At 40.2% G+C, this 24218-nt stretch carries 23 protein-coding genes; 22 read left to right on the top strand and 1 reads right to left on the bottom strand.

Annotated elements, in window-relative coordinates; all coding sequences use genetic code 11:
- The first annotated feature begins 45 nt into the window (after positions 1–45).
- The 15 genes from DWX00_RS16210 (at position 46) to DWX00_RS16140 (ending at position 16097) form a co-directional block, all read left to right on the top strand.
- Positions 46–3480 carry a VaFE repeat-containing surface-anchored protein gene (locus tag DWX00_RS16210; RefSeq protein ID WP_118595756.1) on the top strand — a complete coding sequence of 1145 codons (3435 nt, stop codon included), beginning with the start codon at positions 46–48 and terminating at the stop codon, positions 3478–3480.
- Between the two features lie 249 nt (positions 3481–3729).
- Positions 3730–4044, top strand: coding sequence for a YdcP family protein (locus tag DWX00_RS16205; protein WP_005363246.1), 315 nt, complete (start codon positions 3730–3732; stop codon positions 4042–4044).
- Between the two features lie 103 nt (positions 4045–4147).
- Positions 4148–4369, top strand: a complete 222-nt coding sequence (locus DWX00_RS16200; protein WP_008393067.1) for a hypothetical protein — start codon at positions 4148–4150, stop codon at positions 4367–4369.
- 59 nt (positions 4370–4428) lie between these two features.
- Positions 4429–5025, top strand: coding sequence for a hypothetical protein (locus DWX00_RS16195; protein WP_005335616.1), 597 nt, complete (start codon positions 4429–4431; stop codon positions 5023–5025).
- A 67-nt stretch (positions 5026–5092) separates the two neighbouring features.
- Positions 5093–5338, top strand: a complete 246-nt coding sequence (locus DWX00_RS16190; RefSeq protein WP_015530244.1) for a hypothetical protein — start codon at positions 5093–5095, stop codon at positions 5336–5338.
- The gene (locus DWX00_RS16185; protein WP_005335613.1) at positions 5320–5814 is read left to right on the top strand and encodes an antirestriction protein ArdA; all 495 of its coding nucleotides are present in this window, start codon (positions 5320–5322) and stop codon (positions 5812–5814) included. Before DWX00_RS16190 ends, DWX00_RS16185 begins: the two co-directional genes overlap by 19 nt.
- Positions 5815–5837: 23 nt before the next feature.
- Positions 5838–6326: an antirestriction protein ArdA gene (locus DWX00_RS16180; protein ID WP_005335611.1), complete on the top strand. Its 489-nt coding sequence runs from the start codon at positions 5838–5840 to the stop codon at positions 6324–6326.
- Positions 6327–6441: 115 nt separating this feature from the next.
- Positions 6442–6831: a conjugal transfer protein gene (locus DWX00_RS16175; protein ID WP_021865983.1), complete on the top strand. Its 390-nt coding sequence runs from the start codon at positions 6442–6444 to the stop codon at positions 6829–6831.
- Positions 6818–9268: an ATP-binding protein gene (locus tag DWX00_RS16170; RefSeq protein WP_118595755.1), complete on the top strand. Its 2451-nt coding sequence runs from the start codon at positions 6818–6820 to the stop codon at positions 9266–9268. The genes DWX00_RS16175 and DWX00_RS16170 overlap by 14 nt, the downstream gene beginning before the upstream one ends.
- A 5-nt stretch (positions 9269–9273) precedes the next feature.
- A complete protein-coding gene (locus DWX00_RS16165; RefSeq protein ID WP_118595754.1) occupies positions 9274–11403 on the top strand; it encodes a CD3337/EF1877 family mobilome membrane protein in 2130 nt (709 codons plus the stop codon).
- Positions 11400–12404, top strand: coding sequence for a bifunctional lytic transglycosylase/C40 family peptidase (locus DWX00_RS16160; protein WP_118595753.1), 1005 nt, complete (start codon positions 11400–11402; stop codon positions 12402–12404). The genes DWX00_RS16165 and DWX00_RS16160 overlap by 4 nt, the downstream gene beginning before the upstream one ends.
- 14 nt (positions 12405–12418) lie before the next feature.
- On the top strand, positions 12419–13324 hold the full coding sequence (locus tag DWX00_RS16155; protein WP_118595752.1) for a conjugal transfer protein: 906 nt from the start codon (positions 12419–12421) through the stop codon (positions 13322–13324).
- A gap of 130 nt (positions 13325–13454) precedes the next feature.
- Positions 13455–14063 (top strand): class I SAM-dependent methyltransferase, encoded by a 609-nt coding sequence (locus DWX00_RS16150; RefSeq protein ID WP_118011478.1) that lies wholly within the window; start codon positions 13455–13457, stop codon positions 14061–14063.
- Positions 14064–14131: 68 nt separating this feature from the next.
- Entirely contained in the window at positions 14132–14692 is a 561-nt protein-coding gene (locus DWX00_RS16145) for a TetR/AcrR family transcriptional regulator (protein ID WP_032091082.1), read from the top strand.
- Between the two features lie 76 nt (positions 14693–14768).
- Positions 14769–16097 (top strand): MATE family efflux transporter, encoded by a 1329-nt coding sequence (locus tag DWX00_RS16140; protein ID WP_032091081.1) that lies wholly within the window; start codon positions 14769–14771, stop codon positions 16095–16097.
- Here the strand turns inward: DWX00_RS16140 and DWX00_RS16135 are convergent.
- Complete coding sequence (locus DWX00_RS16135; RefSeq protein ID WP_032091080.1) at positions 16094–16450, bottom strand: helix-turn-helix domain-containing protein; 357 nt, start codon at positions 16448–16450, stop codon at positions 16094–16096. The two genes, DWX00_RS16140 and DWX00_RS16135, sit on opposite strands and share 4 nt — an antisense overlap.
- Before the next feature lie 574 nt (positions 16451–17024).
- On the opposite strand from DWX00_RS16135, the gene DWX00_RS16130 reads away from it, so the two are divergent.
- From DWX00_RS16130 to DWX00_RS16095, 7 genes are all read left to right on the top strand, one after another.
- Positions 17025–17441 (top strand): sigma-70 family RNA polymerase sigma factor, encoded by a 417-nt coding sequence (locus DWX00_RS16130; RefSeq protein ID WP_005335591.1) that lies wholly within the window; start codon positions 17025–17027, stop codon positions 17439–17441.
- A gap of 2 nt (positions 17442–17443) precedes the next feature.
- On the top strand, positions 17444–17680 hold the full coding sequence (locus DWX00_RS16125; RefSeq protein ID WP_005335589.1) for a helix-turn-helix domain-containing protein: 237 nt from the start codon (positions 17444–17446) through the stop codon (positions 17678–17680).
- A 495-nt stretch (positions 17681–18175) separates the two neighbouring features.
- A complete protein-coding gene (locus tag DWX00_RS16115) occupies positions 18176–19027 on the top strand; it encodes a metallophosphoesterase family protein (protein ID WP_118595751.1) in 852 nt (283 codons plus the stop codon).
- Positions 19028–19324: 297 nt separating this feature from the next.
- Positions 19325–20938 (top strand): recombinase family protein, encoded by a 1614-nt coding sequence (locus DWX00_RS16110; RefSeq protein ID WP_118595750.1) that lies wholly within the window; start codon positions 19325–19327, stop codon positions 20936–20938.
- A gap of 13 nt (positions 20939–20951) precedes the next feature.
- Complete coding sequence (locus DWX00_RS16105) at positions 20952–21389, top strand: hypothetical protein (protein ID WP_118595749.1); 438 nt, start codon at positions 20952–20954, stop codon at positions 21387–21389.
- A 21-nt stretch (positions 21390–21410) separates the two neighbouring features.
- The gene (locus DWX00_RS16100; protein WP_118595748.1) at positions 21411–22913 is read left to right on the top strand and encodes a class I SAM-dependent DNA methyltransferase; all 1503 of its coding nucleotides are present in this window, start codon (positions 21411–21413) and stop codon (positions 22911–22913) included.
- A gap of 329 nt (positions 22914–23242) precedes the next feature.
- Entirely contained in the window at positions 23243–24139 is an 897-nt protein-coding gene (locus DWX00_RS16095) for an AbiJ-NTD4 domain-containing protein (protein ID WP_243038041.1), read from the top strand.
- Positions 24140–24218: the final 79 nt, after the last annotated feature.

Genomic DNA, 24218 nt, shown 5'->3' with positions numbered 1-24218 from the left:
AAATGAGCGTCTATTTTTTTACCCAAATGAAAGGAGAATCAAAAAATGAATAAGATATTGAAACGATTGCTTACAGGTGTTCTTACTCTCGCAACCGTCTTTACTGCTCTACCCACAACTGCTGTCCATGCTGCGGAAACACAATACTGGACAGAATCGGAGGAACGTGTCGGCATTGTTGAGAAAGTAATGAATGATGGTTCTATCGGCTCTACATTTAATGAGGGGCATATGACCGTTGAGGGCGAGGACGCTTATTGTATCGACATCAACACAGGCTTTAAGAATGGATATAAGACCAGAAGTGACGCAAGTACACGCATGACTGCCTACCAGATAGAGGACGTTGCTTTATCTCTTGAATACGTCAAACAGTATACGAAAAGCCATACAGGATTGAGCAGCCAGCACGCCTACCTTTTAAGACAGCTTGTAGTCTGGCAGAGATTGAGCGTCCATCTTGGGTGGAGCTGTGACAATGTACGAGCTTCCTATGATGAAATCTCAAAATCCGTGCAAGATGAAGTATTCGCCGGAGCGAAAGCCTTTGTAAGAGAAAATAAAGGACGCTATGACTGTTACGGTTATATCTACACTGGTGAGGGGCAGGATTTAGGACAGTTCTTCGCAGAGCTGGCTGTCGGCAATGGCAAGATTCAGAAATCTTCCAGTAATACCACAGTCACAAACGGGAATGACTGCTATTCTCTCTCTGGTGCGACTTATGGTGTCTATTCTGATAAAGGCTGCACGAAATCTGTTGCCACACTTACGACAAATGCCAATGGTAATACGGACACTGTGGAATTAAGAGCTGCGACATACTATGTGAAAGAAACGAAAGCTCCAAAGGGATTCCAGTTAGATAAGAACGTCTATACTATGACGGTCAAGGTTAATGAAACTACGACTTTAAAAGTCAGCGACAAACCAAAAGTCACTGACACTTTGGTTGAGCTTTTCAAGATTGATATGGAAATTTCCAAAGCTACGCCACAGGGTAACGCTTCTTTAGAGGGTGCGGAGTTCGTCTGGAAGTATTATGACGGTTACTATACAAAAGACAATCTTCCATCAGAACCAACACGCACATGGACGACAAAGACAATCGCTGAAAAAGACAGCAACAATGAAGTCCATTACATCACAAGATTAGCCGATTCCTACAAGGTATTGGGTGACAGCTTCTATACACAGAATGGTACTATCTGCTTGCCGCTTGGTACTATCACTGTAGAAGAAAAGACAGCTCCAAACGGTTACTTATTGGAGGGTGCTTATATGCAGGCTGCCGGAAGTTCTGAACAGATAAAAGGTGTCTATGTGGCACAGATTACAGAAGATGGTGAGCTTGCAGCGTTAAGCGGCAGCAACCAGTATTCCGTATTAGACAAGGTTATCCGTGGCGGTGTCAAAATCCAGAAACGTGACCTTGAAACCAAAGATACAAAAGCACAAGGCGGTGCGACTTTGAAAGATACTGCCTTTGAAATCATTTCCTTAAATGATAACGCTGTCTTGGTAGATGGCAAGTTATACAACAAGAATGAAGTCGTCAAAACAATCCATACTGGCGTTGACGGTATCGCTACAACTGCCGCCGATACATTACCATACGGAAAATACCGTATTGAGGAAAGCAACGCCCCAGAGGGATATTTGACGGACGGTGCAAAACCGATTGAATTTGAAATCACAGAAGATGGAAAAATCGTGGATTTAACAGATGAAGCACATTCCATCTACAACCAGATTAAGCGTGGAGATATTGAGGGTGTAAAAATCGGTGCTAGCACTCACAAGCGACTTGCGAATGTTCCCTTTAGGATCACAAGCAAGACGACTGGTGAGAGCCATATCATTGTGACGGACGCAAACGGTCAGTTCTCTACTTCTTCTGATTGGGTATCTCATAAACAGAATACCAACGCCGGAAAGACCAGCGAGGACGGTATCTGGTTCGGTACTTCCACACCAGACGACAGCAAAGGTGCATTGCTTTACGATACTTACACAATCGAAGAATTACGCTGCGATTCCAACAAGGGAATGACGCTGATTCCGGCGTTTGATGTAGTGGTATCAAGAAATAAAGTAGTCGTGGATTTAGGTACGCTTACAGATGAATACGAGCCAGAAATCACTATCCATACGACTGCCACAGATAAGGTGACAGGTGAAAAATCAATCGTTGCTGGAAAGAACGTGACTATCGTTGATACTGTGACTTTAGATGGTTTGACAAAAGGCACAAAATATCAGTTGAAAGGCTGGCAAATGGTGAAATCTGAAAACGCACAGCTTTTGATTGACGGTCAACCTGTGGAAAGTAATTACACATTCACTGCGAAAAAATCAGAAATGGAAGTTGAGGTTTCCTATACGTTCAATGCTTCTGCTCTTGGAGGAAAAGACCTTGTGACATTCGAGGAATTGTACAACTTATCCAATCCAGACGAGCCTATCAAAGTGGCAGAACACAAGGACATTGAGGATGAGGGGCAGACCGTGACTATCGAAGAACGAGTGATTGAAATTCATACCAACGCTGCCGACAAAGCCACAGGTAAAAAGATGATTGTTGCTGGTAAAGAGGTAACTGTCATTGATACGGTCACTTTAGATGGTTTGGAAAAAGGTACAACCTATCAACTCAAAGGCTGGCAGATGGTGAAGTCTGAAAACGCACAGCTTTTGATTGACGGTAAACCTGTAGAAAGTGACTATACCTTTACTGCAAAAGATTCTAGCATGGAAGTCCAGATTGCCTTTACATTCAATGCCAGTGAGCTTGCAGGAAAAGACCTAGTAACATTCGAGGAATTATACGATTTATCCAATCCAGATGAGCCTACAAAGGTGGCAAAACACAAGGACATTGAGGACGAAGGGCAAACAGTGACGATTACGGAACGTATCATCACTATGCACACAACCGCTACCGATAAGGCAACAGGTGAAAAGACGATTGAAGCAGACGACAAAGTAACTATCGTTGATACGGTCACTTTAGACGGCTTGGAAAAAGGCGTGAAATACACTCTTAAAGGTTGGGAAATGGTGAAGTCTGAAAATGCAGAACTTCTAGTGAATGGCAAGCGTGTAGAAAATGACCTTACCTTTACTGCCGAGGATTCTAAAATGGAGGTTCAGATTGAATTTATATTCAATGCTTCGGAGCTTGGCGGCAAAGAGCTTGTGACCTTTGAAGAATTATATGACGTAACCAATCCAGACAATCCTATCAAAGTAGCTGAACATAAGGACATCAAGGACGAGGGGCAGACTGTAACTATCAAAGAGAAGCCAGAATCCCCTACGACACCAGAAGAACCTAGCACACCAACAAAGACAAGCGATTCACCAAAAACAGGTGATAATACGCCATTTGTCGCATTATTCGCTATGATGGGAATTTCTGCTGCTGGTCTTATCTTTGCCGGATATAAGAGATTCCGCAGAGTAAAGAAATCTGACTGATACGGGAGGTAACAGCTTATGAAAGCAACAACCCGTTCACCGCCTATGATGGAAACGTCAGTCTGTGGCTGACATTATATCTAACTTCTGCTTGATTACGATTTATCTTTCTGAATGGGGATTGTCAAGGGTGCTTTCAGCACAACGCTTGCCCTTGATAATTCACAGGCAGACAGATATTATCCCGATAGCAGAATGACACTATATAACAAATCAATCAAAATCAAAAAGAAAAGAGGTAAACAATTTATGGAATTAAAACACGTTATCCCAAACATGGAAAAGACATTCGGGAACTTAGAGTTTGCAGGTGAGAATAAGGTGGAACAGCGTAGGATTAACGGACGTATGACGGTTGTTTCCCGCAGCTTCAACCTTTATTCGGACGTACAGAGGGCAGATGATATTATCGTGGTGCTGCCTGCTTCTGCTGGTGAGAAGAATTTTGAATCAGAGGAAAAAGTAAAACTTATCAATCCCAAAATCACCGCAGAGGGTTACAAAATCGGTACAAGAGGATTCACAAACTATATCTTATCGGCTGACGATATGGTGAAAGCATAAGGAGGTAGAAACATTATGAGATTATCTTATTTGATTTATTCCTGTTCTCACTTGGAGCAGCTGCAGAAAGAGAAATTGAAATGATGGAAAGGAGCAGAAAATAATGAATTTCGGACAGAACTTATACAACTGGTTTTTATCTAACGCACAGAGTTTGGTACTCATGGCGATTGCGGTTATCGGCGTATATCTCGGATTCAAGCGTGAGTTTTCTAAACTGATTGGATTCTTGGTGATTGCCTTAATCGCTGTCGGCTTGGTATTCAATGCTTCTGGCGTAAAAGACGTACTGTTGCAGTTATTCAATAAGATTATCGGGGCGTAAATTGTATTTATTGTGTAAAAGTAGTATAATTTAAGCAGAATTTGAAAGGAGTGTTTTGTGTGAAAGAAAGTACAAAAGCCTATTTAGTAGATATTTATAACAGTATTCCTAAAAAAACAAAGGCTACTTGCTTAAAATTTTACTATCAATATCACAATGTTAATGTCAATGTATATTTTGACGCATTTGATAATCAAAGTGTAGTATTGAGCATTGTTCTTTCCGCTAAAAAGAAATATTATTATACGCCTTTAAATATTTTGAATACTGGTATGATAACAGAGTATTTGAGTGAAATTCCTCCTCAAATACTTGAAAAGATTTTAGTTGACAATCATTTAGATGATTTCTATGAAAATATGGAAAAACATCTTTTAGAGGACAAACCACATTTTAATTACTATAATGAGGACACATACTTTGTCAACACTATAAAATATGCTAAAAGTAAATTGGATTTACCTTTCTGGTGGTATCTTCGTAAAGTACCTATGTCGGATGATACTCTATATAAATTAAATGCTAGAGCAGATATTACATTTGATATATTAAGAAAAATACAGCAAGAAGGATATACTTTAGTCAGAACACCAGACCCAGAAAAGCGAAAAGAACTTACTTTAATTTTGAAACAAATAGGAATCAAATTATCATAGACAAAGAGCAGTTAATTCTTTTGAGTTAGCTGCTTTTTCTATGCAAATTTTAAGATTGGAGGACAACATGAAAACAGATATATTTGAGGATATGAAAGAGCGTGTCGGCTGTGAAAATATTTCCGACCTTCCCTACCGCAAACGTATGGTGTGGGAAATCATCAAGCAGCACTCACCACTTGATTATCCAAAAGAACAGTTAGAAAAGTTTTCTCATTATGTATTCGGTGTAGATTATGCTGTTATAATGGGAATACTGGATATGATGAAAGGAAGTGACAGACCATGCAGGAAATGCGAATCTACCTGTTAAACAATACAAAACCGTATCGTGAGGGTGACGAAGAATATTCCGGTGCTTGGTTCAACTGCCCTGTGGACTTTGAGGAAGTCCGAGAAAAAATCGGCGTGGAACATGAAGAACAGATTGAGATTGCAGACTATGAGCTGCCCTTTGACTTACACAGTGATATGCCACTTTGGGAAATCAACGCCAACTGCCGCATGGTGCTGGAATTGGAGGGTACGCCTATCGGCAATGAAATGAAAGCCATTCAGCAGAAATGGTTTTCCAGCTTCGAGGAATTTATCGACCACAAGGACGAGATACGCTACTATGATGTGGGTGACGGTGCAGCTCTGGCAGAATACCTTATCCGTGAAGAATATGTTTTTGGTGAGATTCCTCACGAACTGTTGAAACATATCGACTATCACTCCTATGGTAGTGAGCTGGAAATGGACGACAGATACTTATTTACCACAAGCGGCGTATTCCGCTATCAGTAAAGGGGTGATGTGGTATCGAAGAAATGCGAATCTATATCGCCAATCTTGGGAAATACAACGAGGGTGAGCTTGTGGGTGCGTGGTTTACGCCGCCCGTTGATTATGACGAGATGGCAGAACGTATCGGCTTGAATGACAGATACGAAGAATACGCAATCCATGATTATGAACTACCCTTTGAGATTGACGAGTACACACCCATTGAGGAAGTCAACCGCCTGTGTGAAATGGTGGAGGACTTACCAGAGGACATACAGGACGAATTATCGGAACTGCTAGGCTATTACAGCAGCTTGGAAGATTTGTGCGAACATGCAGACGATATTATCCATTATCCCGATTGTGACGATATGACAGACGTTGCCTATTACTTCATAGATGAATGTCAAAGTCTGGGTGAGATACCAGACAGAATCCGCAGTTACATAGACTATGAAGCCTACGGGCGTGACCTTGATTTAGAGGGGCGTTTTGTCGTCACCAATCATGGCGTGTTTGAATGTCCGTATTAACAATTACAACTGAATATTTTTTATCTGCCAGTGAAATGACACTGGTTATTTTTTTGCATCAGCCTTGAAACATAGGCTGCTGTTTCCATTTTAGAACAGAAAGGAGCTGTGAAAATTGAAGAAAATCAAAAGCTATACAAGCATATGGAGCGTGGAAAAAGTCATTTATGCAATCAACGACTTTCAACTCCCGTTCCCGCTCACATTCAGTCAGATGGCTTGGTTCGTGGTGTCGCTGTTTGTGGTGATTCTCTTTGGGGAGCTACCGCCCTTTAACATGATTGACGGTGCATTTCTCAAATACTTTGGAATCCCTGTGGCGTTCACTTGGTTTGTATCGCAAAAGACCTTTGACGGAAAAAAGCCTTTTGGATTCCTAAAATCCTGTGTGAGCTTTTTCCTCCGACCAAAAGTGACCTATGCAGGAAAAGCTATCAAACTGAAAAATCAGAAATTCAATACAAGCGTGACCGCAGTTAGGAGTGTGATGTATGTTCCCGATTAAGTACATAGAAAACAATCTGGTGTTCAACCATGACGGTGAGTGCTTTGCCTACTATGAGCTGACACCTTACAATTATTCGTTCCTGTCACCAGAAGAAAAATACATGGTGCATGACAACTTCCGTCAGCTTATCGCCCAGAACCGTGACGGAAAAATCCATGCCCTACAGATTGCCACAGAGGACAGCCTGCGTGCAGTACAGGAGCGTTCCAAAAAGGGAATCACAGGCAGATTAAAAGAGATTGCCTGTAAAAAGGTAGATGAACAGACAGAAGCGTTGGTTGAGATGATTGGTGAAAATCAGATTGACTACCGCTTTTTTCTTGGCTTCAAGCTGCTGGTAAATGAGGAAGAAATCAGCTTCAAGGGTATGCGAAAATCAGCAGCTATGACCTTTGCGGATTTTATCTATGAAGTCAATCACAAGCTGATGGGTGACTTCGTTTCCATGAGTAATGATGAAATCAACCGTTTCCTAAAGATGGAAAAACTCTTGGAAAGCAAAATCTCACGCCGCTTTCAGTTCCGCAGACTAGATAAGAACGACTTCGGCTACCTCTTGGAACATATCTACGGGAATACCGGCGTTGCCTACAGTGATTACAGTTATGACCTCCCGATAAAAAAGTCAAAGCGTGAAACACTGGTGAAACGATATGACCTTATCCGTCCGACACGCTGCATGATTGAAGAAAACCAGCGATACCTAAAGATTGAGCGTGAAGATCAGACAACTTTTGTTGCCTACTTCACGATTAACAATATCGTGGGTGAGCTGGATTTTCCGTCAAGCGAGATATTTTATTATCAGCAACAGCAATTCACGTTCCCCGTTTCCACTTCTATGAATGTTGAAATCGTCACCAACAAAAAGGCTCTGACGACTGTTAGGAACAAAAAGAAAGAGCTGAAAGACTTGGATAATCATGCTTGGGAATCCAACAACGAAACGGGAAGTAACGTCATGGACGCTCTGGATTCGGTGAATGAACTGGAAACAAATTTAGACCAGTCCAAAGAATCCATGTATAAATTATCCTACGTTATCCGTGTGGCGGCTGACACTCTGGAAGAATTGAAACGCCGCTGTGATGAAGTCAAAGATTTCTATGATGATTTGAACGTCAAGCTGGTTCGCCCATTCGGTGATATGTTGGGGTTGCATGGTGAGTTTATCCCATCCAGCAAAAGATATATCAATGATTATATCCAATACGTCACTCCGGACTTTCTCGCCGGACTTGGCTTCGGTGCGACACAGCAGCTTGGGGAAACGGATGGTATCTATATCGGCTATAACCTTGATACAGGAAAGAACGTCTATCTAAAACCTAGCCTTGCAGCACAGGGCGTAAAAGGTTCTGTGACAAATGCTCTTGCGGCTGCTTTTCTCGGTTCGCTCGGTGGTGGGAAGTCTTTCTGTAACAACCTTATCATCTATTATGCGGTGCTGTTTGGAGGAAAAGCGGTCATTATAGACCCTAAATCAGAGCGTGGCAACTGGCAGGAAACACTACCCGACATTGCACATGAAATCAAAATCGTCAACCTTACCAGCGAGAATAAGAACAAAGGACTTCTTGACCCTTATGTGATTATGAAGCGTACAAAAGACGCTGAAAGCCTTGCGATTGATATTTTAACATTCCTTACAGGTATTTCTTCCCGTGACGGTGAGAAGTTCCCTGTATTAAGGCGTGCAATCCGTTCTGTTACCCAGAGCAAAAAAAGAGGACTGCTCCGTGTCATTGATGAACTCCGCAAAGATGGTTCACTCGTGGCAGAGAATATCGCAGACCATATTGAGAGCATGACGGACTATGATTTTGCACACCTGTTATTCTCGGACGGTGATGTGGAACAATCCATCAGTTTAGACCGACAGCTTAACATCATACAGGTGGCTGACCTTGTATTGCCAGACAAGGACACAAAATTTGAAGAATATACCACAATGGAGCTGCTTTCCGTGGCAATGCTTATCGTTATCAGTACCTTTGCCTTAGATTTTATCCATTCGGATAGGAGCATTTTCAAGATGGTGGATTTGGACGAAGCGTGGACGTTCTTGCAAGTAGCACAGGGAAAAGCACTCTCTAACAAGCTGATTCGTGCTGGTCGTTCCATGAATGCCGCTGTGTACTTTGTGACACAAAACTCTGGTGATGTGGACGACGAAAAGATGAAGAACAATATCGGCTTGAAGTTTGCCTTTCGTAGCACAGATATAAAAGAAATCAAAAATACCCTTGAATTTTTTGGTGTGGATAAGGAGGACGAGGGCAACCAGAAACGACTTAGGGATTTGGAAAACGGACAATGCCTGTTTCAAGATTTGTATGGGCGTGTGGGCGTTATCCAGATTCACCCTGTATTCTCTGACCTGTTCCATGCCTTTGATACCAGACCGCCAGTACAGACAGAAGAAACGAGGTGAAGCCTATGAGAAAACGAAAAATCCTACGATTCTTCGGTATCGCTCTGTGTGTGATTCTCGGCGTGCTGATGATTTTATCCATCACAGGAACGGTGACTTATGCGGCTGGACTGGTGGATAATACGGTGAGCGACAGCAACGCCTACTCTAAATATCCCCTAGAGAATTATCAGCTTGATTTCTATGTGGATTCAAGTTGGGATTGGCTACCGTGGAACTGGCTTGATGGAATTGGGAAAAGTATTCAGTATGGCTTGTACGCTATCACAAATTTTGTCTGGACGGTGAGCCTTTATATCTCCAATGCGACAGACTATGTAGTACAGGAAGCCTATAAGCTGGACTTTATCTCTGATACTGCAAGCTCTATCGGAAAGAACATTCAGACATTAGCTGGTGTGACTTCCAATGGCTTTTCCAGTGAGGGATTTTATGTAGGATTCCTGCTTATCCTCATTCTGGTAATGGGAATCTATGTGGCATACACAGGACTGTTAAAAAGAGAAACCACAAAAGCCATTCATGCGGTTATCAACTTTCTTGTGGTATTTATTCTGTCAGCGTCCTTTATTGCCTATGCCCCAAACTATATCAGCAAAATCAATGACTTTTCCGCAGATATAAGCAGCTCGGCATTATCGCTCGGTACAAAAATCGTGCTGCCCGATTCCAACAGCAAAGGAAAAGACAGCGTAGATTTAATAAGAGACAGCCTGTTTTCCATACAGGTGAAACAACCGTGGCTGCTTTTACAGTACGGGGAATCGGATATAGAAACGCTCGGTTCTGACCGTGTGGAAAGCCTGTTATCGGAAAGTCCAGACACGGACGACAGAGAGGACGTTGTGATTGAGGAAATCGAGGATAAGGACAATGACTATTTGAGCGTCACAAAGACCATGACCCGTTTAGGTATGGTAGTGTTCCTGTTTATCTTCAATATTGGTATCTCGGCATTTGTCTTTCTGCTTACCGGCATGATGATTTTCTCGCAGGTGCTATTCATCATTTACGCCATGTTCCTGCCGATTAGTTTTATCCTCTCCATGATACCGACTTATGAGGGCATGGCAAAAAAGGCTCTTACGAAGCTGTTCAATACCATTATGATGAGAGCCGGAATCACACTGATTATTACCACAGCCTTTAGTATCTCGACTATGTTTTATTCCATTTCCTCCGGCTATCCGTTTTTCATGGTGGCATTTCTACAGATAGTCACCTTTGCCGGAATCTATTTTAAATTAGGTGACTTGATGGCAATGTTCAGCCTGCAATCCTCCGATACACAGCAAGTCAGCAGACGAATCATGCGACACCCGTATATGTTCCTCAACCGCAGGGCAAGACGCTTGGAGCGTAAAATCGGTAGGACAATGGCGGCTGGTGCTGCTGGTGGTGTAGCTGGTGCTGCGGCGGCTTCTGCTTCTACAAAAAAGGCAGACAATACCAAACAGACAGGTAATACGCATACCAGAGCAAATCACAATACTTCTGCTTCTTCCAGTGGAGGTAACAGCAAGCCGCCAGCTCTGCCGGATTCCAAATCACAGAAGCCGCTTGCATTGCCGGATAAGAAAAGTCAGACGGATTCCTCACAGATCGTACATAGTTCACAAAGCAATACACAGGAATCACAGTCTACCTCAAAGCGTGGAATTGTGGATAAAAAATCGGTATCGAAACAGCCGCAGTCAGACAAAAAGAATCCGCAGCGTCCGATTGTGGATAAGGAGCGACAAAGCAACGGATCAGCGACAAAGAGAGCTGCCCCGTTGCATGAGCGACCAGCCACAACGCCTGTTCCTGTAAAATCGGATTCACAGGCGGCAGCTTTAAAGCCGGAGCAGAATGTCAAAGAGCGTCCTGTCACAGTGACAAAGGAGCAGCCGCAATCAAGCAAGAGTAAGGAGCCTGTGACAAAATCACAGGAGAATGTAAGAACACAGGTTGTCAGAGAATCCCGTCCGGCAGATAAACAGGCTTCATCAGCAGTAAATAAACATTCACAAGCTACCACAGATATTTCAAGGCAAACGGTACAACGTCAGAAGCAGACAAAGACGGTTCAGAAAAAGACCACAAATCAATCAACAATGAAGAAATCTACAAGTAAGAAAGGCGGCAAGAAATGAAGTTAAGGCATTTTGCTGTGTTCGGTGGGATTTTCACAGTGATTATCTGTCTGCTTCTGTTTCTGTTTATCGTGACCTCAGATGATGAAGAAAGTGGTTCTTCCAGTCTTGATTTTTCTGGACTGAACCTATCAGCGGAAGTATTGAAACATCAGTCTACGGTAGAAAAGTATGCAAAGGAATACAGAATCTCTGACTATGTGAACTATCTGCTTGCGATTATGCAGGTGGAATCCGGCGGCACTGGCACGACAGACGTTATGCAAGCCAGTGAATCTTTAGGATTACCGCTTAACTCCCTATCCGTGGAGGATTCCATCAAACAGGGGTGTAAATACTTCTCGGAGCTTTTGAAATCCGCAGAAGCAAAAGACTGTGACATCAACACAGTGGTACAGTCCTATAACTATGGTGGCGGCTTCATTGATTATGTAGCAAAACACGGAAAGAAGTACACCTTTGAGCTGGCGGTCAGCTTCGCAAAGGGTAAATCCGGCGGTGTCAAAGTCACCTATAAGAATGACATTTCCATAAAAGAAAATGGCGGCTGGCGTTACAAGTACGGGAATATGTTCTATGTAAAATTAGTCAGCCAGTATTTGGCTGTGCCTAGTTTCAGTGACGCTACCGCACAGGCAATCTTCAATGAAGCGTTGAAGTATCAAGGCTGGAAGTATGTGTATGGCGGCAGCAATCCCAACACTTCTTTTGACTGTTCGGGATTGGTTCAGTGGTGCTACGGAAAGGCTGGTATCAGCTTACCCCGTACCGCACAGGCACAGTATGACGCTACGCAGCACATACCGCTGTTACAGGCAAAAGCTGGTGATTTGGTATTCTTCCACTCAACCTATAACGCTGGAACATACGTCACTCATGTAGGAATCTATGCTGGAAACAACAGAATGTATCATGCTGGCGACCCTATCGGATATGCAGATTTAACAAGCTCGTACTGGCAGCAACACTTGATTGGTGCCGGACGGGTGAAAACCAATTAGAAAGGAATGGTGCTATGCTATTTAAGAAAAAGGATAAGGAATCGAAACCAAAGAAAGAGAAAAAAGTGCCTGTGATGAAAGTCGGCACACACAAGAAAACCGTGATTGCCTTATGGCTGGTGCTGATTGCAAGCGTCAGCTTTGGGGTGTATAAGAATTTCACCGCCATTGATATGAACACGGTACATGAGAAAGAAGTCATTGAGCAACGTATCGTTGATACCAACAAGATAGAGAACTTTGTAAAAGCCTTTGCGAAGTCCTACTATTCTTGGAGCAATACGCAGGAATCCATTGAGAAACGAACCGCAGCCATCAACCAATATCTGACAAAGAGCTTGCAGGATTTGAATGTTGATACGGTACGACAGGATATACCCACAAGCTCTACGGTGACGGACGTTAAGATTTGGGAGGTTGAAGCGGCTGGAACGGACGACTTTACCGTTGTCTACTCGGTAGATCAGACGGTAACGGAGGGCGAAACTTCTATCGGTTACACTTCCGCTTATATGGTGGTGGTTCATGTAGATGGTGACGGAAACATGGTTATCACGCAGAATCCGACCATCAGCAGCATACCGACAAAATCCAGCTATGAACCAAAAGTCAAGGAATCAGACGGAACGGTGGACGCTGCCACTATGGAGGAAGTGACAGAGTTCTTGGAAACATTCTTTAAGCTCTATCCTACCGCAACAGAAAAAGAACTTGCCTACTATGTATCGGGGAATGTGCTGGAACCTGTAAACTGTGAGTATGTGTTCTCGGAGCTGGTAAATCCAATCTTCACACAGGACGGTGAACAAGTAAAAGTGTCTGTATCGGTAAAATATCTCGACCAAAGGACAAAGGCAACACAGATTTCACAGTTTGATTTGACGCTGGAAAAAGATAGTAACTGGAAGATTGTAAAATAGTATGATGAAAGACTTGCATTTCGTATATATGAATGAAGTGCAAGTCTTTTCATATAAATGAATGAATATTATTCATTGACTTTCGTTTCAATAGCTTGTATAATACAAAACTGAAAGGAGGCTTATATTTATGGACAATACAAAAGAAATGTCAAAAATAGCTTTTAACCAACAAGCACTTACTTATGATAAGGATATAAAAGGTCAACACGCCAGAACCCTTTATCCTTACATATTAAATATGCTAAAAGGTAGACATTTTTCTTCTATTTTAGATTTAGGGTGCGGTACAGGAGAACTTCTTTATCAAATACAACAAATATATCATTCAAAAGATTTAACAGGTATAGATATATCTGATAAAATGATTGATATGGCTAATAAAAAAAAGATTAACAATGCTCATTTTGTAATAGGTGATACAGAAGATTTACCCTTTAAGAATAATACATTTGATATTGTCATTTGTAATGATTCTTTTCATCATTATCCAGCACCAGAAAAAGTATTAGATGAAGCATACCGTGTTTTAAAAGACAGTGGCATAATTATTATTGGTGATTGCTGGCAACCATTATTTGCACGACAACTAATGAACATGTATATGAAGCACAGCAAGGAGGGTGATGTAAAGATATATTCAAAAAAAGAAATGATTCACCTTTTATTAAGGAAATTTCATAATGTTAATTGGGAGCGTATCGGAATTACTTCTTGTATGTCATTTGCGACTAAATAGATTGAGTGAATATCAGTCATTGACACTTTATTTTGTAAATGCTACTCTATAGAAAAGGAGGTTATTGTATGCGTATTTCCAAAGAACCAGAAGCAAGAAAGCAAGAAATATTAGAAACCGCTATGAAATTGTTTGCTGAAAAAGGATATGAAAAAACGTCCATATCTGATATTGCAAAAGAAATCGGAGTGGCACAAGGACTATGTTACCGCTATTTTCCATCAAAAGATATTCTTTTTCAAACAGCAGTCAATGAGTATGCAAATATATTAGTCGATAAATTAAAAACAAACATCAATATCGAACAGGATTCCATAAAGGATATTTTAAATCATATGGAAGTATTATCAGAAAGCACAAATGATACATATTATGATACATTCCATGATGAAAAAAATAAAACTTTTCACGACTTGCTCTCTTTAAGTATATGCAAAAAGTTAGTACCTGTCGTTGTAAAGCTGATAAAAAAAGCAAATGTAACAGGAGAACTTAATATTTCTGATGTAGAATCATATGCTAATTTTTGTGTATACGGTCAGCTTGGAATTTTGACAGATGATAATTTAACACCAGAAGAAAAAAACAGAAAGATAAAAGCAATTTTATTTGACTTATTCAAGCTATAATCTTTCCCCTGCTTTTACGGGCAGGGAAAATTTTTAAATAATAAATGAATGAAATTCATTCAGTAAGGAGAATTATATGAACACAAAACTAGATTTTATAAACGGAAATACAAAAAAATGTTTGCTGGCAATGACACTACCTATGATTGTAGCCATGTTTTTAAATATGGCTTATAACTTGGTTGACAGTCTTTGGATTGGAAATTTACTCGGAGAATTAGCGTATGCTGCATTAACTAATTCTACACCTATCGTACTACTTTTGACTTCTGTTGCGATGGGAGCAACAAATGGAATTTCTATTTTGCTCTCGCAGGCAATAGGAGCTAGAAACGAACAAAAGAAAAAGAAAGTGATTTCTACGTCCTTTTGTATTGCAGTAATTTTTTCTTTGTTCATTACTTTTATTTTGGAATTGTTTTTGCCTGTTATATTAGCAGCATTAAATACGCCAGCGGAAACAATGAACATGGCAAGAGATTATTTATCAATTTACATTTTAGGTTACATAGCTGTATATCTTTACTTATATTTTACAGCGGTTCTTCGTAGTTTTGGAAATACAATATTTCAAGTGATTGCTATGCTTATATCGACAATTTTAAATATCGTTTTAGACCCTATTTTCATTCTTAAAATAGGATTTCATGGAGCTGCGATTGCGACATTACTCTCACAATCAATGTGTTTAATTTTTATGATTATTTATATTAAGAAACGAAATGTTTTTAAAATTTCATTTGCGGATTTTGATAAAAAAGAAATTATCCCACTAATAAAAAGTGCTGTACCATCTGTAATTCAGCAAAGTATTCCGGCAATTAGTACCACTTTTTTAACTTCGCTTGTCAGCACTTATAGTATTTCTGCCATTGCAGCATATGGCATTACAGGAAAATTAGAAACAATATTATTTTATCCTGCAATGGCATTTAATATGGTTTTGACTTCCATTGTTGGACAATGTATTGGTGCAAAAAGAGTTGACAGAGCAAAAGACTATTTAAAATTATCCTTGAAATATGGGATTACGGTTTTATTTATACTTTCAATTCTGATTATTATTTTTTCAAAACAATTAGCAGGCTTATTTGTTTCAAGCGACCCTGTAGCACAGATTGTAGAAGAATATTTCATTATTATTAGTATTGGATATGTATTAAATACCGTAACAAATTGTTATTTAGGCTGCTTGAATGGAATGGGAAAACCTACAAAGAGTATGATTTTGATGATTTTCTATTATTTAGTTGTTCGCATACCTTTAGCTTATGTTTTTTCATATATCGGACTTGGTTTAAATGGTATATGGATTGCAGTTTTGATTAGCCATATAATCGCTTGTATTACAGCTATTTTAACTGGTACACACTCATTTAAGAAGAATATAAAAATGGAGGGTTAATTTCCCTCCACTTCCTTAGACTTGATGATTCCGTCAGCAACACTTTCCATGATAACTAAATCCTTATCGGAAAGGTTGTCAAGTTGCTTTTCCAACTGTCGTCTTCTGGTACTTTTATCCAGATCAGACACAGGCAGGAAAAATTCATCAACGGAAATATTGAGTAATGATACAAGGTCATAGAATACCTGTAAACTTGGGTGCTGCCCTTTATTTTCAATATTTGTTAGATAACGTGGGTCAATCTCAATCATTGTTCCCACTTGTTCACGGGTTAAACCCTGTTTCATACGAGCTTCTTTGATGGCAAGACCAAAGGCTCTAAAATCGTACTTATCTTCCTTTTTACGCATATGTAATCACCTCACTATATTCTACAGTTCCTGTTGATTTTCTAACAGGTACAGAAAAACGTATAGCATGGTTTGATAGTTCCTATTATGCGTATAAAAGCAAAAAGGTACTGCCCTGCGGTAAATAAAAAAAACCGTTATTAACAGTACCATTTTTGCGTGTCAAAAAATATCTTTACTTAAATGGCGGTTTGGAAAGCCGCCTTTTTCTTTTTCCAACAATGAAAAATAGCATATTGGTTTTGTTTGGCGGCTCTGGGAGGTAGCCGCATTGAAAGACCTGTATAATCGACAATCTTCAACATATCTGTTATTGTCAAAAAAATCTTAGCTTTCAAAGCGGCACAATATACTCTTGAATGTGGTTTTTTACATTACATAGCAGGAACAATTTTAAAAGCACAAGAACAGCATTTCTTTTATGTCCTTGTGCTTTTTTGCTGCTTAAAAATTTTTTTCAAAATCTTTTCTGAAAACGCAACAAATAGTTGCTGCGTGGGTAGCTACTGTGCGGAAAGGGGGATAGAGGGAAAACAACCTCATCTACTCTCACGCAGAAAGGAGGTGAATCGGCATGAAGTCATCTTCTTTCCAGCAGGCTATTCAAGCACAGTTTGATTGCCTTACAAAGAAAGTCATTAAAAGAGCAGCAATGAAGTATAACCGTGATATTTCAAGACGCTTGAAACATGAAGTTCCGTTTTCTGAAATTTCAGATTTGGAATTGAACAAAGCAGGCGTTTATGACAAGTATTCCAGCGATTATACAGCGTTCAATGTTCTTGGCATGGAAGTACAAGTATCTGACGACCAGTTAAGCAAAGCACTCAAATGTTTGCCAGAGAGAAAACGCAATATCATTTTGTTGTCATACTTTATGGATATGTCTGACGCAGAAATCGGAGAGCTTATGAACGTGGTACGCACTACTGTTTACCGTCACAGGACAAGCACTCTGGAAGAATTACGAAAAATGATGGAGGAGGAATAAGCATGGACAAAGACCAAAAACATATACCGTTTGCTGTGATTGTGGCGGCTACGAATGGTGATGAAACTGCAATACAGGAAATCTTGGATTTCTATGACGGGTACATATCAAAGTTGAGCTTACGCAAATTGTATGACGAATACGGTAACGTCTACATGGTAGTGGATTCTGAATTAAAAGGCAGAATACAGGCAGCAGTCATGGATATGATTGCAAACTTTGAGATAGTCGTAATCTAATCATTCAGACGGGCGGAGCATTTTCCCCTTTCCTCTGCTCCGCTTGTCAATCTATGAAAGTCCATTATCTAGGTAGTGGATTTTCATAGACTGGCAAATACAGTCGGTAGTTCTTTGACAACTGAATAAAGCAGTCAGATACGTTTGATATGCAGCGAGCCAGCGGAAATTGTACGCCATGACCTAAAAAAGCGAGCGATTCATGCAATGATCCGAGAGCGACTTGTGGAATGGTCGTTCTGCCATGACCTGTATATCTGAATAATGATACACTCGCATGGTGCGGTTCTGCTCATAGGAATGAGAATGGTGAAAGTCCAGTGGAGCTTCCAAAGCCATCTGACTGCTTCGGAAACACACAGTAAAGGAGGTGCATAAGGCAAAAATTTTGCAGTCTGTATGTCAGATATAAGCTGCTGATAATCTATCTCTGATATGGTATACTTTTAACTATGATTAGGAAGAAATGTTGTATTAAAAGGGGTAGAAAGTGATATGAAGATATTGTATGTTACAGATTTACACGGAGATAAAAAGAAGTACAGAAAGATTCTGGACGTAGCCATTGAAAAGGAAATCAAAGTCATTGTAAATGGCGGGGATATGTTACCAAAACAATGTGACCGCCACAGTGAGCAATCGTTTTTTATCAATGGATTCCTTGATGAATATTTTGAGGAACTGAAAAAGCAGGACATCACATACCTTGCCATGCTTGGAAATGATGATTTACTGGCAACAGATGAAATGTTTGACAATCTTTGCGACAGATTTGAAAATGTCTGCAATATAGCTGGTAGGAAATTTTCTGTCAATGGATATGAATTTATCGGCATGAACTATATTTTAGACCATCCGTTCGGTTGTAAAGACAGGGTTGTTACAGAAACACATTATATTCCGCAGCGTCAGTTAAGTCCTGTAGCCGGAATCTCTAATGCTGTTGATTATGACAGGATTTACAACTGGCTGGAATATTCCAGAACAGAATTACCGCATATGTGTGATGTGCTGAAGAAACTTCCATTGCCGGACGATAGACAAAAAGCGGTTTACGTTATGCACATGCCGCCTGCGGGATTGAGATTAGGACAGTTGCGCTATCAAGATTTGGATATAGGCTCTGTTGATATTTACGAATTTCTGAAAGAAAAACATCCACTTCTTTCTCTGCACGGACATATACATGAAAGTCCTGACACAGAGAAAGGAAAGTGGATAAACCAGATTCATCAGACAACCTGTATTCAGACTGGACAGACGGAACTTAATGACAAATACATGGTTTATGCGGAGATTGATTTGCAGGAAAAGAAGTATGAACGCAAAGTAATCAGTGTAGATTAGCAGAAAGACACCAGAAATGGTGTTTTTTTGTTGGAAGAAATGAGGTGGGATTATAGGAAAAACAGTACAGTCCAATACAATAAAAATAGGAAATACGACCTTTTATGTAACGTCAGTGTTCTCCGGTACAGTGGATTTGCAGCATTTGATTAAAAGGCTGATTCAAAAGGAAATCGAGCAGGAAAACAATGGATATTAAATTGAGAACAGTGTAATAAGCGGCTGAAAATAATTAAGTAGCGTGGTATAATATTAACAGGATATAAGTTGTTTGTTTGCTGTTGGAAAGGAGTAAAAATGACGAAACAGCAAGCAAGATTAAGAGTTAGATTATATGCACGTTTATCCAAAGATGATGGTGACGCTGATAAAGAAAGCAACAGTATCACAAACCAGTTGCAAATGCTCCGATATTATTCAAAGGAAAAAGGATTTGAAATCATTGACGAGTATGTAGATGATGGCTATTCCGGCACAACATTCAACAGACCGGATTTAAACCGCATGATTGAGGACGCTATGGAAGATACACAGCCTAGTGGAATCATGGTAAAGGATATGTCAAGGTTCGGTCGCAACAATGCCATGTTCATGTATTACGTGGAAGAAATCTTCCCGAACAATGACATTCTCTTTATCGCACTGAATGATGATGTTGACACAAGATATGAGGATAACGAGATGATGCCATTCAAATCTATTATGAATGAGTATTATGCACGTGATACCTCAAAGAAAATCCGAAGCGTCAAGAAAACAACTGCTTTAAGTGGCGGGTTCTGCGGTTCATTCGCTCCGTATGGTTATAGGGTTGACCCGAACAATAAGCGTAAACTACTGATAGACCCGGAAACAGCGCCTATCGTCAAGCGTATTTTTGAAATGTCGAAACAGGGAAACAGTGTTCATCAGATAGCAAGAACATTGTGTGAAGAAAAGATTTTGATTCCGAGAGCCTACAGAGCAATGAAGAATGGCACGCTGGAAACAAGCACAGGGTTCCGATTCCCTACCGACTGGGTTGGAAAAAATGTTAAGATGATTTTGGAAAATCAAGTGTATCTCGGTCATATGGTATCGCACAAGACACAGACAAAATCATTCAAGAACAGAAAACTGGTAGCGGTTCCTAAGGAAGATTGGATTGTTGTAAAAAACACCCATGAAACTATCATTGATGAAGAAACCTTTGAACTGGTACAGAAATTCATCAGTGTAAAGAAAAGACCAAATAAGACTGGACGACCAAATATGTTTGTGGGGCTTGTAAAATGCCCGGACTGTGGACGCAATATGGCGTTCTCCAATCCAAACGGGAGAGAGCCGAGATTTCGTTGCAGGACATATGCCAGAAACAGCAACCTCTGCACAACTCATGCAATTTCCTATGACGCATTAGTGAAGATTGTCATGGACGACATTCAAAAGCATATCAAGAATATGGAAACATTAGGCGACCAGTTCATTGAAGAAATGAGGGTGTTGAGTGAATCCGGCGGCGGTAAGAAAATCAAGCAGTTTAAACAGGAATTGGAACTGGCAGAAAAGCGTATTGCTGAAATTGACAGTATCATAATGAAGCTGTTTGAGCAGAATGTAGCAGGAAAGATTTCTGATGGACGTTTTGAAAAAATGTCTGTAACTTATGAAAATGAGCAGAGAGAACTTGAAGAAAGGCGTAAGGCATTAAAAGAGAAAATCGAAGCCGAGGACTACAAGACGAAAAATACAAACCAATTTTTAGAAACCATACGCAAGTATGAAAACGTAACAGAGTTAAACCGTTCTATGCTGGTTGAACTGATTGACAGTATATATGTGTATCAAGCAGAGGGAACCGGCAAAGAACGTACTCAAAAAGTGGAAATCAATTATAGATTTCTTTGTGAGTCCCAATGTGGTATTGCATGACGGAAATGGAAGAATGAGCCGTCTGCTTACTTTACTTTTATACTATCGGGCAGGCTATATTGTAGGAAAATATATCAGTATCGAGAAATTAATCGAAACGACAAAAGAAGAATATTATGAGTGCCTGCGGCAGAGCTCCGAACAATGGCATGAAAACGAAAATGATTATGAGCCATTTGTGAAATACATGCTCAGCATTATGATTGCGGCATACCGAGATTTTTCTTCCAGAGTGAATCTGCTGACAACATCTGGAATGTCAAAGCCGGATCGTGTAAAAGAAATCATTCGTACAACACCGGGGCAGATTACCAAAATGGAAATATTAAAAATGTGTCCGGACATCAGCCAGGTAACGGTTCAGAGGGCACTTGCTGATTTGCTATCGTCTGGTGAAATCCTGAAAATCGGCGGCGGGCGATATACGAAATATACATGGAATAATAATTAACAAAAGGGAGAAGTTGAAGAGATGATTACTGGTGAATTAAAAAATAAAATTGATGCATTGTGGGATATTTTTGCGGCGGGAGGCCTTGTAAATCCGCTGGAAGTCATTGAACAGATCACCTATCTGATGTTTATCCATGATCTGGACGACTCAGATAATATTCGTGCCAAAGAGAGTGCCATGCTTGGCCTGCCGTATCAGAGTATTTTCGTGGAAGAAGTAAAAATAGGAGAAAGAACGATTGACGGATCGCAGCTGAAATGGTCGGTATTTCACGACTTTCCTGCTGATCGGATGTATTCTGTGATGCAGGAATGGGTATTTCCATTCATTAAGACATTGCATAGTGACAAAAACAGTGCGTATTCCAAATATATGGATGACGCAATCTTTAAACTGCCGACACCGCTGGTACTGTCGAAGGTGGTAGACTCGTTGGACGAAATTTATAAAATGATGAGCGAAATTCAGGCAACCGATGTACGGGGAGATGTGTATGAATATCTTCTTTCGAAAATTGCTCAGTCCGGCCGTAACGGTCAGTTTAGAACACCTCGCCACATTATTCGTATGATGGTGGAAATGATGGATCCATCCAGCAGTGAAATGATCTGCGATCCGGCCTGCGGAACTTCTGGTTTTCTGGTTGCAGCAGGAGAGTATTTAAAAGAAACAAAAAAAGAAGAAATCTTTTTTGATAAACAGAAAAAAGATCACTACATGAATCATATGTTCCATGGATACGATATGGATCGAACGATGCTTCGTATCGGCGCGATGAATATGATGACACATGGAATTGACAATCCATTCATTGAGTATAGAGACAGTTTATCTGATCAGAATGGCGACAAAGATAAATATACGCTTATTCTGGCAAACCCTCCATTTAAAGGAAGCCTTGACGCAGAGTCCGTATCCGGTGATTTGCTGAAAGTGTGCAAGACGAAAAAAACAGAACTGTTATTCCTGGCATTATTTCTGCGGATGCTGAAAATCGGCGGTCGCTGTGCCTGCATTGTACCAGATGGAGTTTTATTTGGGTCGTCTACGGCGCACAAGGCAATTCGAAAAGAAATCGTAGAAAACCAGAGACTGGAAGCAGTTGTTTCCATGCCGTCCGGTGTATTTAAGCCTTACGCGGGAGTATCAACGGCGATCCTGATCTTCACCAAAACCGAACATGGCGGAACCGATCAGGTCTGGTTCTACGACATGACCGCCGATGGCCTCAGCCTGGATGACAAACGGTCACCAATTGCGGAAAATGATATTCCGGATATCATAGAGCGATTTAAACATCTCGATCAGGAAGTGGACAGAAAACGCACGGACAAATCTTTCCTGGTTCCGAAAAAAGAGATTGTGGAGAACGGGTATGATCTCAGCATTAACAAATACAAAGAAGTAGAATACATCCCGGTGGAGTATCCGCCGACATCGGAAATCATGGCAAATATCCGCCAGCTGGAATGGGAGATTGGGAAAGAGATGGATGAGTTGGAGAGGTTATTGAATTTATAAAGGGAAAGAAGGACGCTGATGACGAGAAACGTAAAACATTTTTTAGAAATAAAAAAAGAAACGAGCAGCCCGCTTGAGTCATAAGACTGTACGGTGAAAACCCATTTCTTAATATTTATACTACGTAAAAATACATTTGTTGTCAAGTGATGAAAAGAAATTAAAATCTGTTTTGAAATCAGGAGTATCTACGGCGATCCTGATCTTTACCAAGACCGAACACAGCTGAGCCGATCAGGGCAGACATCCGTCAATTGGAGCAGGAGATCGGGAAAGAGATGGATGAGCTGGAGAAATTATTGAAATAGGAGGGGACCAAATTGCCTAGAGTGAGTAAACGTGGGGGATTTTCTGATAGAAATGGAATTAAACCAGAAAGCGTAGAGATTCAATTAAAAAAATTTGATCAAAGGACAAGAATACAATTGCAAAACTTGATCAGTGAATTATATGGGGACATATATAGCGGGGAGTTAAAGTACGGTTATAGCGGAAGAAATACACAAAATTTTTTCAAATTTGTTCTTGGTGAAATATACGCAGAACCGGTTAATTCACAGAAAATATATAAGGATACTGAAATTTTTAAATTGATTAACAATACGATGTTAAATGATGAATATGATGATGTGCTAACATTAACAGAAGCTATTGTTCAATATTGGGATGATTATTTGAAAGGCAGCAATCCTAGTTATTATAATGAGTATGTTGGATATACAGATAACTCTTTATTTGATTATGTAAATTCGATTTTTGAAAGAGAATACATAGGTTATAGATTTATAGACGAAAAAATAGTGCCTATTAGTGATAAACATGAGGTATCAGCGATACGAGAAGCGCTAGAAAATAAGTATCAGCCAGTGCGAGAACATATTGTTAAGGCAAATACTTTGTTAGCAGATAGAGAAAATCCGGATTATGAAAATTCAATAAAAGAAAGTATAAGCGCAGTCGAGGCTATTTGTGAAATATTAACTTCAACGGGAGGAAAAGAGGCCACGCTTGGAAGCATGTTGAAAAAATTAGAAGATAAAGGAATTAAAATACATCCGGCATTAAAAGCGGCATACAGCTCATTATATGGATATACCAGTGATGCAAGTGGAATTCGACATGCAAAAAATGTAGGAGGAAAGAATTCTACGTTCGAAGAAGCGAAGTATATGCTGGTGGTTTGTTCTGCTTTTGTCAATTATTTAATAGCACTAGAGGCGAAATGAGTAAAGAAAGGACTATTCGAATTATCAAATTCGGATTTGTGGGATAAATGTATGTATGTTAGGCTAGGAGAAATATGTG

This window comes from Blautia sp. AF17-9LB (assembly GCF_003479185.1).
GTDB lineage: Bacteria > Bacillota > Clostridia > Lachnospirales > Lachnospiraceae > Fusicatenibacter > Fusicatenibacter saccharivorans.
The sequence above is the reverse complement of the archived record's forward strand: the minus strand, read 5'-3'. Positions and strand labels throughout refer to the sequence as shown.